Genomic DNA, 12,217 nt, shown 5'->3' on the forward strand with positions numbered 1-12,217 from the left:
GCCCCACGCGGGCGGTCCGTTCGGATACCGGACGGATGAGGACAGGTCCCGGCACTGTCCACGGTCCCCGGTCACCAGCGGATCGGCACCGGCAGTGCCGTCAGCAGTCCCGACACCGCGACCACCAGCGCGAGCGCGTACACCTCCGCTCGCGCGGGTGAACCCGCGCTCAGCGGGTCGGCGGCGCGGGCCAGCCGGATCCGCGCCCACAGCGCGAGGACGGAGACACCGGCCACGAGGATCACCTTGGCGAGCAGCACCCGCCCGTACGCGGTGTCCGTCAGCTGTTCCAGGATGGTCTCCGACGGCATCCGGCGCAGCGAACTGCACACTCCCGTCGCGGTGATGACGGCGAGCAGAACGGCCGCCACGCGCGCGTAGCGCCCCAGCAGCGCGCCGCCGGCCGCCGCCTCCCGCCACAGTCCCAGCGTGCGCAGCGCGTACACCAGACCGCCCACCCAGAGGGACGCGCAGGTCAGATGGACCAGGGTCAGCCCGGAGCCGATCAGCGGGCTGTGCTCGGCCGGCGGGTGCGCGCGCAGCGCCTCCGCGACGACGATCGCGGCCAGCGGCCACGCCTGGGTTCCGGGACGGCCGGAGGCGGCGCACAGTGCCGCCGCGAGGAAGCCGTTGACCTCCAGGAGGGCGAGTCTGCCGTCCCGGGAGCCGTGGAGTCCGCCGATGTCGATGTCGGAGAGGCTGCCGGGGACGAGATTGCCGGTGGCCACGAGGCAGGCGAGGCCGAGGGCGGCCGCGAGGCCGACGGAGTTCGCCGCGGTGGACCAACTGCGGGGCAGGACGGCGGGAGCGCCGGGCATGGAGCGGGCCAGCCGTCGGACGAACAGTTCACCGACGGGTACGGACAGCGCCGCGAACAGCACCGTGCGCAGGAGGGCCGTCCCCCCGGTGCCGGGCGCGTCGGCCTCCCCCGTGCCGTGCAGCGCAGGGGACGGGCCGAGGAGCGGTATCAGCGCGCCCAGCGCCACCAGGACGAGTACGGCGGTGGCCCGCCCGGCGCCCGGACGCCGGGCGCCCCCGTGTGCACCGGTCCCCCCGGGGCCGGGTTTCATCAGCGTCACCCCAGGATCTTCACAACATCACATAGATAGGGGCAAGTCCCGGGCGAATCGCGCATATTGTCCGCTCGTCGGCGCGGGCCGGTTCCGATCAGTCCCAGCGTGCCGGGTCGGATCCCCAACTCCCCGGCGGCCGGGCCCAGTCACGCGGACCACCGGCGAACGTCACCGGCGGCAGGGCGTACCGCAGCCTGCCCAGTGGACTGTCCGCCTCCGCCAGCCACGGCCCGGGATCCACTTCACCCACGGCCACGTACCCGGCTTCGTCCCTCGCCCCGGGCGCCGTTCCACCGGCGGTGGGTTCGGCCACGTGCTCGGTTCCGTCGGCCGGCCCGGGCATGCTTTCGCCCGCGGCCCGCGCGGCCGCGAGCCCGGTCTCGTCGGTCGCCCCGGGCGCCGTTCCACCGGCGATCCGCCCGTCCGCGTGTCCGGGCCTTTCGAAGGGCCCGGGAGCCACCTCGTCGGCGGTCCGCCCGGCCGCGTCTCCTGCCCCCTCCAGCAGCCATCCCGCCGTCCGCGCCAGGGCCACCCGTACGAGCCTGCTCCCGCCCTCGTCCGCCTGCCCGGTGAGCGCCCGCAGCACCCCGGCCGCCAGCAGATACCCCGTGCCGTGGTCGAGGGCCTGGGCCGGCAGCGCGCCCGGCCGCCCCTCCGCCCCCTCGACCGCGGCGATCCCCGTGGCCACCTGCACCAGGCTGTCGAATCCGCGCCGCCCGTCCCAGGGCCCGTACGCGCCCCACGCCGACAGCTCGGCCACCACCACCCCGGGCCGCCGCGCGGCGAGCACCCGCGGGGTCAGCCCGAAGCGGTCCAGCGCGCCCGGACGATACCCGGTGACCACCACGTCCGCCGTGGCCAGCAGCTCCTCGAGGATGTCCCGGCCGGCTCCCAGGTCCAGCAGCGCCGACCGCTTCCCGAACCCGGTGTCCGCGTGCTGGTCCGGGAGTTCCGGCAACCACGGGGCGTCCACGCGCAGCACGTCCGCGCCGAGCAGGGTGAGCGTGCGGGTGGCGACCGGGCCCGCGACGACCCGGGTGAGGTCCAGCACCCGCAGTCCGGCGGCAGGCAGCAGCGGATCCCGGCCCACCCGCGTGAGCGCCCGCGCGGGGGACGCGTCCAGCCGCGCGAGCTCCACCAGGGGGCGGGACCGCAACGCCGCGGCCTGTTCGTGCGCCGCCCACTCCCCGGGCGTGCGCAGGGCGACGGCGAGGCCGCCCGCCGCGTACACCGTCTCCTCGGCCTCCCGCGCGGACCGCTCCGCGAACGCCGCCGCCACCGCGTCCGGGTCGTCCGCCACACCCAGCGCGGCGAGCAGCCGGGCCCGGTGGTGCGGATAGTTGGCGTGCGTGCGCACCCACCCGTCGGCCGTACGCCAGAAACGTGACAGCGGCGCGAAGCTCTCCGCCGCCCGCCCGCCGGTCCGCAGATGCCGCTCGCTGACGAACGCCGTCGCCACCGCCCCGTCGTCCACCCGTACCGCCGGCACCTCGCCGCCAGCCCGCCGCGCTCCGAGTTCGGCGGCGGCCAGCGCGCAGGCGCCCACACAGGCGCGCGCCAGTTCCCGTACCGGCAGCCGGGCGGGCAGCACACCGGTCCGTTCGACGGCCGACACGCGGCTGAGGAGGGCGGGATCGCCGCCCAGGGAAGACCAGACGGACGCGATTTCAGTCATGACCGCACTATGCGGGACCGACCGCTCCGATACGGCGGCGCCCCGACCGGTACGGCGGTGTCCCCGGACGGCGGAGGGGCCGGGCGTGTCCGCCCGGCCCCTCGCTCTCACCCCTCCCGCGGGACTACCGCGTCACCGCGTCCAGCGCGTCGGTGGTGCCCCAGCCGTAGAAGCCGTTGCGGTTCTTCGGGCCCTCGCACACCGCGTCGATCTTGCCGTCGCCGTTGATGTCGTACGGGTCCGTGCACGCGGTGGCGTCGGCCTGCGCGTACAGCAGGGCCTTCACCAGCGCCGGCGGGGCGTACGGATGCGTCGACTTGATCAGCGCGGCGACACCCGCGACATGCGGGGACGCCATCGACGTACCCGCCATGTAGCCCCACCTGCCGCCGGGCAGCGGGCCCAGGATCAGACCGCTGGTGGCCGGCGGTGCGGGCGTCTGATAGGCCGTCGAGTCGCCACCGGGCGCGGCGATGTCGATGACACCCCGGCCGTAGTTGGAGAACGACGACTTCAGACCCTTGGCGCCGGTCGACGCGACCGTCACCACACCCGGCAGCTGGGTCGGGATGTCGAGGCACTCGGCCGGGTCGATCACCCGGTCCGACGGGGTGCCGTCGTTGGGGGAGACCGGGTCGGTGATCTCGTCGGCGGCGAGGTCGTAGTTCTCGTTGCCGGCCGCGGCCACGTTGACCGCGCCCCTGCGCTCCGCGTACCGCGTGGCCCGCGTGACGGCCTCGAGGAGCGCCTTCTGGTCCGGGTCGTCCTTGCAGTTGAAGTACCAGGGGTCGGTGTAATAACTGTTGTTGGTGACGTCGACCCCGTGCTCGGCCGCCCACATGAAGCCGCACACCACGGCCTCGGTGTAGAAGTAGCCGTCGGGGTTGGACACCTTGATGCCGGAGACCTTCACCCCGGGTGCGACACCGGTCATGCCGACACCGTTCTTGGCGGCGGCGATCTCACCGGCGACATGCGTGCCGTGCGGGCTCTCCTGCGCGCCCGGCCGCCAGGCGCCGTCGCTGGTGTCCGGCTTGCCCGTCACACAGTTGACCGACGCGGCCCGGTCGAAGTTGGGCGCGATGTCCGGGTGGGTGTCGTCCACACCGGTGTCGATGACGGCGACGGTCACCCTCGGGCTGCCCAGCGACTTCTCGTGGGCCTTGTCCGCCTTGATGGCGGGCAGGTCCCACTGCAGCCCCTGGAGCGGGTCCTGCCCGTCCGCGGCCTCCGCCTGCGCCTCGGCCACCTCGGAGGCACTGAGCACCTTCGGGGTGACCGTGTCCGTGGTGGCCGCCGACGGCAGCGGCGCATTGCGGGTGGCACCGGCCGACTCCACGCCGCGCACCGTGCGAAGGGTCTTGGCGAAGTCGGCGTTCGAGGAGTGGACGACGATGACGCCGATCCTGTCGTACGACGTCACGATCGTGCCGCCGGCCTCGGCGATCGCCTTCCGCACATGCGCCGGGGCGCCGTGTCCGCCGCGGACGTTGACCACATAGCTGAGCGCGTCCGCGTCGGCGTCGGCGGTGACCGCGGCCGGCCGTGCGTCGGCAGGGGCGGCGGTGGCCGCGGTGGCCGCGGTGTTCGGCAGGAACGCCAGCGCGGTCGCCATGGCCATTCCGGCCGGGACGGCGAGCGCGCGGCGGTGGCGCGGGTGAGACGCTGTCATGAAGTCTCCAGTTCGTTCACTGTTGCGGGCGTACGGGACGTGCCGGGCCACGGGCTCACTTGACGGCGCGCAGCGCGTCGACGATGCCGAACCCGTAGAAACCGTTGACCCGGTCCCCGCCCTCGCATGTCGCGTCCTGGGTGCCGTCACCGTCCTGGTCGTACGACTCCGGGCAGCCGGGGTTGTTCGCCTGGACCTTGAGCAGCGTCTGCAGCATCGCCGGAGTGGCCCACGGGTGCTTGGACTTCAGCAGCGCGGCGACACCGGCGGCGTGCGGTGAGGCCATCGACGTGCCCTGCAGGAAGGCGTACTGGCCGTTCGGCATCGTGGACAGGATGCGGCCGTCCTTCGACGGCGTGTCCGGAAGCTGGTAGCGGCGGTCGCCGCCCGGCGCGGCGACGTCCACGACACCGTGGCCGTACGTGGAGTAGTACGACTTGAGGTTCTGCACCCCCGTCGCGCTGACCGTGACCACGCCCGGCAGCTGGGTCGGCAGGTCGTAGCACTCGCTCGGGTCGATGGTGCGCTCGACCGGCGTGGTGTCGTTCGGGCTCGACGCGTCGTCGATCGCGTCCGAGGCCAGGTCGTGGTTGGAGTTGCCGGCCGACGCGAGGTGCAGGGTGCCCTTGCGCTGCGCGTACAACTGGGCCCGGTTGACCGCGTCGACGATCGCCTTCTGGTCCGGGTCGTCCATGCAGTTGTACAGCCACGGGTCCACGTAGTAGCTGTTGTTCGTGATCTCCACGCCGTGGTCGGCGGCGAACACGAACGCGCAGACGACGTTCTCCGGGTAGAACAGGCCGTTGTCCGGGTCGCTGACCTTGATGCCGGCCACCTTCACGCCCGGCGCGACACCGGCGACACCGATGCCGTTGCGGGCCGCGGCGATCTCACCGGCCACATGGGTGCCGTGGTAGTCGTCGTCCGTGTACGGCCGCCAGGCCCCCTCGCTGGTGTCCGCCGTGCCGCCCACACAGTTGGCCGACTGGGAGGCGGAGAAGTTCGGGGCGAGATCCGGGTGGGTGTCGTCGACGCCGGTGTCGATCACCGCGACGGTCACCCGGCTGCTGCCCGGGTTGATCTTCGCGGCCTCGTCGGCACCGATCGCCCGCAGGTCCCACTGGTCGGCCTCGAGCGGCTCGCTCCCGGGAGTCTCCGCGGAGACGGCCTTCGTCCGCGCGGCCTCGGCGGCCGTCACGTAGTCGGCTGCCCCGACGTCCGTCGTCCCGGCGCGGGTCAGCGGCGCGGTCCGGGTGGCGCCGGCCGACTGCACGCCGCGCGCCGTACGGATCTCCTTGCCGAAGTCCGGGTTCGCCGAGTGCACGACGATCACACCGATCTTCTCGTACGTGACCACGACGGTCCCGTCGGCCGCGGCGATCGCCCGCTTCACCGAGGCGATCGTGCGGCGGTCCGCCTTGGTGTTGACGACGTACGCCAGGGCGGGCGCGTCCGTCGCCTGCTCGGCCGACACCGCCCGCGGGGCCGCCGAGGCCGCCGCCGGCAGGAAGCCGAGCGAGGCGGTCAGGGACAGCACGACGGGCACGGCAAGGGCGAGCCGGCGTCTGGAACGCAGATGAGCCATGGGATCTCCACATCATCCGGAAAAGAAACCGGCCCGAGACACGGGTGGTGCTCGGGCAGGTACATGACGGGTGGTGCCAGGGTGAAGCTATCCCGCGCGCCCGCTGGCCAGCAATCATTTGCCGGAAACGGCTTCGCGAAACGGCCGGGGAAAAGAAGTGCCGACCGTTGAACCGGTCCTCGCGTGGCGCCGTGCCCTTGTGCAGGAAGGCCGAGGACACTCGACACTCGCCTTTCGTCCCCGCCCGAAAAGAACCGCAACGCGAGGAGACTCCGTGGCCGCCGAAGCACCGCCCCCCGCGACAGATCAGTACAAACTCCCCACACCCGAGGAGTTCACCGAGGTGCAGGAGAGTGCGGAGTTCGGTGAACTGCGCCGCTCCCACCGCTCCTTCGCCTTCCCGCTGACCATCGCCTTCATCATCTGGTACCTGCTGTACGTCCTGCTGTCCAACTACGCGGGCGGCTTCATGGGCGCCAAGTTGTTCGGCAACATCAACGTCGCCTTCGTCTTCGGCCTGCTCCAGTTCGCCACCACGTTCCTCATCGCGTGGTGGTACTCCCGGCATGCCGCAGCCAAGCTCGACCCCAAGGCCGAGGCCATCAAGAACCGTATGGAGGGTGGCGCATGAGCCCCTCGATCACCCACGTCACCCTCGCCGCGAACGAGGCGAGCCAGCACCGCCCTCTGATCATCGCCCTGTTCACGCTGTTCGTCCTCGCGACCCTCGGCATCACCGTCTGGGCGGGCCGGCAGACCAAGAACGCCGCCGACTTCTACGCCGGCGGACGCCAGTTCAGCGCCTTCCAGAACGGACTTGCGGTCTCCGGCGACTACATGTCGGCCGCGTCCTTCCTCGGCATCGCCGGCGCCATCGCCCTCTTCGGCTACGACGGCTTCCTCTACTCCATCGGCTTCCTGGTCGCCTGGCTGGTCGCCCTCCTCCTGGTCGCCGAGCCGCTGCGGAACTCCGGCCGCTACACGATGGGCGACGTCCTCGCCTACCGCATGCGCCAGCGCCCCGTGCGTACCGCCGCCGGCACCTCCACCATCGTCGTGTCGATCTTCTACCTGCTGGCCCAGATGGCGGGCGCGGGCGTCCTCGTCTCGCTGCTGCTCGGCATCACCTCGGACGCGGGCAAGATCCTCATCGTCGCCCTCGTCGGTGTTCTGATGATCGTGTACGTCTCCATCGGCGGTATGAAGGGCACCACCTGGGTCCAGATGGTCAAGGCCGTGCTGCTCATCGGCGGCACGATCCTCATTACGTTCCTGGTGCTGCTGAAGTTCAACTTCAACATCTCCGACCTGCTGGGCACCGCCGCCGAGAACAGCGGCAAGGGCGAGGCCTTCCTGGAGCCCGGTCTGAAGTACGGCGTCGACAGCATGACCAAGCTGGACTTCATCTCCCTGGGCATCGCCCTGGTGCTCGGCACCGCCGGTCTGCCGCACATCCTGATCCGCTTCTACACGGTGCCCAACGCCAAGGCCGCCCGTAAGTCCGTCAACTGGGCCATCGGCATCATCGGCGGCTTCTACCTGATGACCATCGCCCTCGGCTTCGGCGCCGCCGCACTGATCTCGCCGGAGGAGATCATCGCCTCCAACCCGTCGGGCAACACGGCGGCGCCGCTGCTCGCGCTGCACGTGGGCGGCGTCGACTCGGCCTTCGGTGCGATCCTGCTCGCCACCATCTCCGCGGTCGCCTTCGCGACGATCCTCGCCGTGGTCGCCGGACTCACCCTCGCCTCGTCGTCCTCCTTCGCGCACGACATCTACGCCAACGTGATCCGCAAGGGGCAGGCCACGGAGAAGGAGGAGATGAAGGCGGCCCGCGTGGCGACCGTCCTCATCGGCGTCGTCTCCATCGCCCTCGGCGCTCTCGCCCGCGACCTGAACGTGGCCGGACTGGTCGCACTGGCCTTCGCGGTCGCCGCGTCCGCCAACCTGCCGACCATCCTCTACAGCCTCTTCTGGAAGCGGTTCACCACTCAGGGCGCCCTGTGGTCGATCTACGGCGGCCTCATCGTCGCCGTCGGCCTGGTGCTGTTCTCGCCCGTGGTCTCCGGCTCTGCGTCGTCGATGTTCCCGAGCGTCGACTTCTCCTGGTTCCCGCTGCAGAATCCGGGCCTCATCTCCATCCCGTTCGGCTTCCTGATGGGCTGGCTCGGCACCGTCCTGTCCAAGGAGGAGCCGGACGTCAAGAAGTTCGCGGAGCTGGAGGTCCGGTCCCTCACCGGCACCGGCGCCCACTGATCCACACCTCGCACGGCGGCCGCGTCACAGGACCTCACCGGGTCCCTGCGACGCGGCCGCCGCGTATTCCGACGCACGGGTCGCTGCGGGTTGTCGGTGGCGTCACGTAGGCTCGCGGGTGCGAGTCAGGAGCGATCCGCGTCGAGGGAGGGGGCCACGTGCTCATTGACACCTACGGCCGAGTGGCGACCGACCTGAGGGTCTCGCTGACCGACCGGTGCAATCTGCGCTGCACCTACTGCATGCCCGAGGAAGGGTTGCAGTGGCTGGCCAAGCCCGACCTGCTCACCGACGACGAGATCGTCCGCCTCATCGACATCGCCGTCACCTCCCTGGGCATCGAGGAAGTCCGCTTCACCGGTGGCGAGCCCCTGCTCAGGCCCGGTCTTGTCGGTATCGTCGAGCGGGTCGCCGCCCTGGAGCCCCGGCCGCAGATGTCCCTCACCACCAACGGCATCGGGCTGCGGCGCACCGCGACCGCCCTGCGGGAGGCGGGCCTGGACCGGGTCAACGTCTCCCTCGACACGCTCCGCCCCGACGTCTTCAAGACCCTCACCCGCCGCGACCGCCACCGCGACGTCCTCGACGGCCTGTACGCGGCCCGTGAGGCCGGTCTGACCCCGGTGAAGGTCAACACGGTCCTGATGCCGGGGCTCAACGACGACGAGGCCCCCGACCTCCTGGCCTGGGCGGTGGAGCACGACTACGAGCTGCGCTTCATCGAACAGATGCCCCTGGACGCCCAGCACGGCTGGAAGCGCGACGGCATGATCACCGCCGGGGACATCCTCGCCTCCCTGCGCACCCGCTTCGAGCTGACCCCCGAGGGGGACCAGGCGCGCGGCTCCGCACCGGCCGAGCGCTGGCTGGTCGACGGCGGCCCGCATCGCGTCGGCGTCATCGGCTCCGTCACCCGCCCCTTCTGCGCCGCCTGCGACCGCACCCGCCTCACCGCCGACGGGCAGGTGCGCACCTGCCTGTTCGCCACCGAGGAGACGGACCTGCGCGCCGCCCTGCGCTCGGACGCCTCCGACGAGGAGATCGCCCGCATCTGGAAGCTGGCCATGTGGGGCAAGAAGGCGGGCGCCGGCCTGGACGACCCGACCTTCGTCCAGCCGGACCGGCCGATGTCCGCCATCGGCGGCTGAGGAGACTAGGCTCCCTCCGGCGCCTGCCACTCCTCGAACCGGACGACGTCCTTCAGGAATCCTCGCACCCCGAGGAACTGGGACAGATGTTCGCGGTGCTCCTCACAGGCGAGCCACGTCTTACGGCGCTCGGGAGCGTGCAGCTTGGGGTTGTTCCAGGCCAGCACCCACACGGCGGCGGTACGGCAACCCTTGGCGGAACAGACCGGCGTCTCGGGATCAGGGACCATCACACCGCCGACCCTAACCCGGTCGGCGGCACCGCAGGGACACCGGGAAAAGGCGACGCCGAGCAGCCACGGGGGGAGCTGCCCGGCGTCGGTCAGTCGCTCCGACGGGGGATGCGGAGCGCGTACGAAGTATGTCACGGGTCACCCCGCCCCCGGCACCGTACGCACATGATTGATCTGAGCATTTCTTGAGCTTGGCTCGGAAGTGTCTTCCGCTCACCGCGGTTCCCCCTCACACCCCGATCTTCACGACCGCTCGGGCCGCTCCGTTCGTTCGCCCGGCGCGGGCTCCGACGGCACATCTTCCGTATCGGATTCCGCGGAACCGCCATTCGTCCGCGGCGGCGCGATCATTGGCTTCATCGGTGTCGTCACGAAGGTCGACGGCAGTGACGGCGTGTTCTCGCGCCCGGCGTTGGCGATCACGACAGCGATGTACGGCAGGACCGCGCCGAGCACCAGCGCCACGATCGCGACATGCCGCTCCACGTTCCACAGCGTCGTCGCGAGGATGACCGAGATCGTACGGACGAGCATCGAGATCACATACCGGCGCTGCCGCCCGCGCACGTCCTCCTGGAGGCTCGTCCGGGCGCCGGTGATCCGGAACACCTGGGCGCCGCCGCCACGCGGCTTCCGCATCACATTCCACCATCCGCCCGCATCGGACCTTCCGCCCTGCCTGTCCCGCGCCCGGATCGGCCGACCCGGGCCCGGACACGTCCACGGTACGCCGCCCCCGCACGGGTCACGAGCCCGGGTCGGACCCCACCCCGGCCGCACGGCCTGCGCCGTCGCACGTACGACGCGCCCGACATGCGGCGTACCGCCGCTGGGCCGACACTGGCCGCAATGCTCGCGTCGAGCCGTACAAGGAGGCATCCCATGGGCTGGTTGTGGGCGATCATCGTAGGGTTCGTGCTCGGTCTGATCGCCAAGGCGCTGATCCCCGGCAAGCAGCACATCCCGCTGTGGCTGGCCACCATCTGCGGAATGGTCGGCGCCGTCGCGGGCAACGCCCTGGCACGCGGCTTCGGCGTGGAGGCGACCAGCGGCATCGACTGGAGCCGGCACATCTTCCAGCTGATCGCGGCGCTCGTGATCGTCTTCTTCGTGGACATGCTGTACACCACGATGAAGCGCAACAAGGAACGGAGCGAGCGGGCCTGATCCGCCGCCGCACGACGGAGTGAGGGACGGCCCCCGGCGCCCGCCGGAAACCGTCCCTCTCGCGAGCCGTCGGCTCAGCCGGCCGTGACCTCGACCGCCGCCAGGTTCTTCTTGCCCCGGCGCAGCACCAGCCAGCGCCCGTGCAGCAGGTCCTCCGGGGCGGGCACGGCGTCCTCGGCGGTCACCTTGACGTTGTTCACGTAGGCACCGCCCTCCTTCACCGTGCGCCGCGCGGCCGACTTGCTCGGCACCAGGCCGACCTCGGCGAACAGGTCGACCACCGCTCCGAGCCCGGACACCTTGGCGTGCGGCACCTCCGCGAGCGCCGCCGCCAGCGTCCGGTCGTCCAGCTCCGCCAGCTCGCCCTGGCCGAACAGGGCCTTCGACGCGGCGATCACGGCGGCCGTCTGGTCCGCCCCGTGCACCAGCGTCGTCAGCTCCTCCGCCAGCGCCCGCTGCGCCGCCCGGGCCTGCGGACGCTCCCGCGTCTGCTCCTCCAGCTCCTCCAGCTCCTCGCGGGACCTGAAGGACAGGATCCGCATGTAGGACGAGATGTCCCGGTCGTCCGCGTTCAGCCAGAACTGGTAGAACGCGTACGGCGTCGTCATCTCCGGGTCGAGCCAGACCGCGCCGCCCTCGGTCTTGCCGAACTTGGTGCCGTCCGCCTTGGTCATCAGCGGGGTCGCCAGCGCGTGCACGCCGGCGTGCGGCTCCAGCCGGTGAATCAGGTCCAGGCCCGCCGTGAGGTTGCCCCACTGGTCGCTGCCGCCCTGCTGGAGCGTGCAGCCGTGGCGCCGGTAGAGCTCCAGGAAGTCCATGCCCTGCAGCAGCTGGTAGCTGAACTCCGTGTAACTGATGCCCTCGGCGGACTCCAGACGCCGCGCGACCGACTCCTTCGTCAGCATCTTGTTGACCCGGAAGTGCTTGCCGATGTCCCGCAGGAACTCGATGGCCGACAGGCCGGCCGTCCAGTCGAGGTTGTTCACCAGCGTCGCGGCGTTGTCACCCTCGAAGGACAGGAAGGGCTCGATCTGCGCGCGCAGCCTATTCACCCAGTTCGCGACCGTCTCCGGGTCGTTCAGGGTGCGCTCGGCCGTCGGCCGCGGGTCGCCGATCTGACCCGTCGCGCCACCCACCAGCGCCAGCGGGCGCAGGCCCGCCCGCTGGAGGCGGCGCATGGTGAGGACCTGGACCAGGTGGCCGACGTGCAGGCTGGCCGCGGTCGGGTCGAAACCGCAATAGAACGTGACGGGACCGTCCGCGAGCGCCTTGCGCAATGCGTCCTCGTCAGTGGACAGGGCGATCACGCCACGCCACTTCAGCTCGTCGACGATGTCCGTCACGGTTCTCGTGTCTCCTTGATGATCTTCGGCCGGCCGGGTGAGGGCCGGGAGCGAACGCCTACGAG

The 12,217-nt window shown here is 71.3% G+C and carries 11 protein-coding genes; 4 read left to right on the plus strand and 7 right to left on the minus strand.

Features of this window, described 5'->3' with window-relative positions; translation table 11 throughout:
• Window positions 1-71: 71 nt before the first annotated feature.
• From ACIF9R_RS05795 to ACIF9R_RS05810, 4 genes are all read right to left on the minus strand, one after another.
• A complete protein-coding gene (locus tag ACIF9R_RS05795; RefSeq protein WP_399974954.1) occupies window positions 72-1,070 on the minus strand; it encodes a CopD family protein in 999 nt (332 codons plus the stop codon).
• Between the two features lie 97 nt (window positions 1,071-1,167).
• Window positions 1,168-2,748: a CoA transferase gene (locus ACIF9R_RS05800; protein ID WP_399974837.1), complete on the minus strand. Its 1,581-nt coding sequence runs from the start codon at window positions 2,746-2,748 to the stop codon at window positions 1,168-1,170.
• A gap of 124 nt (window positions 2,749-2,872) precedes the next feature.
• Entirely contained in the window at window positions 2,873-4,420 is a 1,548-nt protein-coding gene (locus ACIF9R_RS05805) for a S8 family peptidase (protein ID WP_399974839.1), read from the minus strand.
• Between the two features lie 55 nt (window positions 4,421-4,475).
• Complete coding sequence (locus ACIF9R_RS05810; protein ID WP_399974842.1) at window positions 4,476-6,005, minus strand: S8 family peptidase; 1,530 nt, start codon at window positions 6,003-6,005, stop codon at window positions 4,476-4,478.
• 274 nt (window positions 6,006-6,279) lie between these two features.
• On the opposite strand from ACIF9R_RS05810, the gene ACIF9R_RS05815 reads away from it, so the two are divergent.
• The 3 genes from ACIF9R_RS05815 to moaA all read left to right on the plus strand — a co-directional run bounded on the left by ACIF9R_RS05815 (window position 6,280) and on the right by moaA (window position 9,409).
• The gene (locus tag ACIF9R_RS05815) at window positions 6,280-6,636 is read left to right on the plus strand and encodes a DUF485 domain-containing protein (RefSeq protein WP_399974844.1); all 357 of its coding nucleotides are present in this window, start codon (window positions 6,280-6,282) and stop codon (window positions 6,634-6,636) included.
• Window positions 6,633-8,261: a cation acetate symporter gene (locus ACIF9R_RS05820; protein ID WP_399974846.1), complete on the plus strand. Its 1,629-nt coding sequence runs from the start codon at window positions 6,633-6,635 to the stop codon at window positions 8,259-8,261. The genes ACIF9R_RS05815 and ACIF9R_RS05820 overlap by 4 nt, the downstream gene beginning before the upstream one ends.
• 158 nt (window positions 8,262-8,419) lie before the next feature.
• Window positions 8,420-9,409, plus strand: a complete 990-nt coding sequence (gene moaA, locus ACIF9R_RS05825) for a GTP 3',8-cyclase MoaA (RefSeq protein ID WP_399974849.1) — start codon at window positions 8,420-8,422, stop codon at window positions 9,407-9,409.
• Window positions 9,410-9,414: 5 nt separating this feature from the next.
• Here moaA and ACIF9R_RS05830 read toward each other — a convergent pair whose 3' ends face one another.
• Window positions 9,415-9,639 (minus strand): hypothetical protein, encoded by a 225-nt coding sequence (locus tag ACIF9R_RS05830; protein WP_399974957.1) that lies wholly within the window; start codon window positions 9,637-9,639, stop codon window positions 9,415-9,417.
• A gap of 246 nt (window positions 9,640-9,885) precedes the next feature.
• Window positions 9,886-10,281, minus strand: a complete 396-nt coding sequence (locus ACIF9R_RS05835) for a DUF3099 domain-containing protein (RefSeq protein WP_399974852.1) — start codon at window positions 10,279-10,281, stop codon at window positions 9,886-9,888.
• A 243-nt stretch (window positions 10,282-10,524) separates the two neighbouring features.
• Between ACIF9R_RS05835 and ACIF9R_RS05840 the strand changes: the two genes are divergently transcribed.
• On the plus strand, window positions 10,525-10,809 hold the full coding sequence (locus ACIF9R_RS05840) for a GlsB/YeaQ/YmgE family stress response membrane protein (RefSeq protein WP_399974855.1): 285 nt from the start codon (window positions 10,525-10,527) through the stop codon (window positions 10,807-10,809).
• Between the two features lie 74 nt (window positions 10,810-10,883).
• On the opposite strand, the gene tyrS is transcribed toward ACIF9R_RS05840, so the two are convergent.
• Complete coding sequence (gene tyrS / locus ACIF9R_RS05845; protein WP_399974857.1) at window positions 10,884-12,152, minus strand: tyrosine--tRNA ligase; 1,269 nt, start codon at window positions 12,150-12,152, stop codon at window positions 10,884-10,886.
• Window positions 12,153-12,217 lie beyond the last annotated feature (65 nt).

It is taken from the genome of Streptomyces sp. NPDC086080 (assembly GCF_044540255.1).
Classification (GTDB): domain Bacteria; phylum Actinomycetota; class Actinomycetes; order Streptomycetales; family Streptomycetaceae; genus Streptomyces.

Coding starts and splice junctions, on each gene's coding strand:
- ACIF9R_RS05835 (WP_399974852.1), bottom strand. CDS start 10,281: ATGCGGAAGCCGCGTGGCGGCGGCGCCCAGGTGTTCCGGATCACCGGC.
- ACIF9R_RS05810 (WP_399974842.1), bottom strand. CDS start 6,005: ATGGCTCATCTGCGTTCCAGACGCCGGCTCGCCCTTGCCGTGCCCGTC.
- ACIF9R_RS05805 (WP_399974839.1), bottom strand. CDS start 4,420: ATGACAGCGTCTCACCCGCGCCACCGCCGCGCGCTCGCCGTCCCGGCC.
- ACIF9R_RS05820 (WP_399974846.1), top strand. CDS start 6,633: ATGAGCCCCTCGATCACCCACGTCACCCTCGCCGCGAACGAGGCGAGC.
- ACIF9R_RS05840 (WP_399974855.1), top strand. CDS start 10,525: ATGGGCTGGTTGTGGGCGATCATCGTAGGGTTCGTGCTCGGTCTGATC.
- ACIF9R_RS05800 (WP_399974837.1), bottom strand. CDS start 2,748: ATGACTGAAATCGCGTCCGTCTGGTCTTCCCTGGGCGGCGATCCCGCC.
- ACIF9R_RS05830 (WP_399974957.1), bottom strand. CDS start 9,639: ATGGTCCCTGATCCCGAGACGCCGGTCTGTTCCGCCAAGGGTTGCCGT.
- ACIF9R_RS05795 (WP_399974954.1), bottom strand. CDS start 1,070: ATGAAACCCGGCCCCGGGGGGACCGGTGCACACGGGGGCGCCCGGCGT.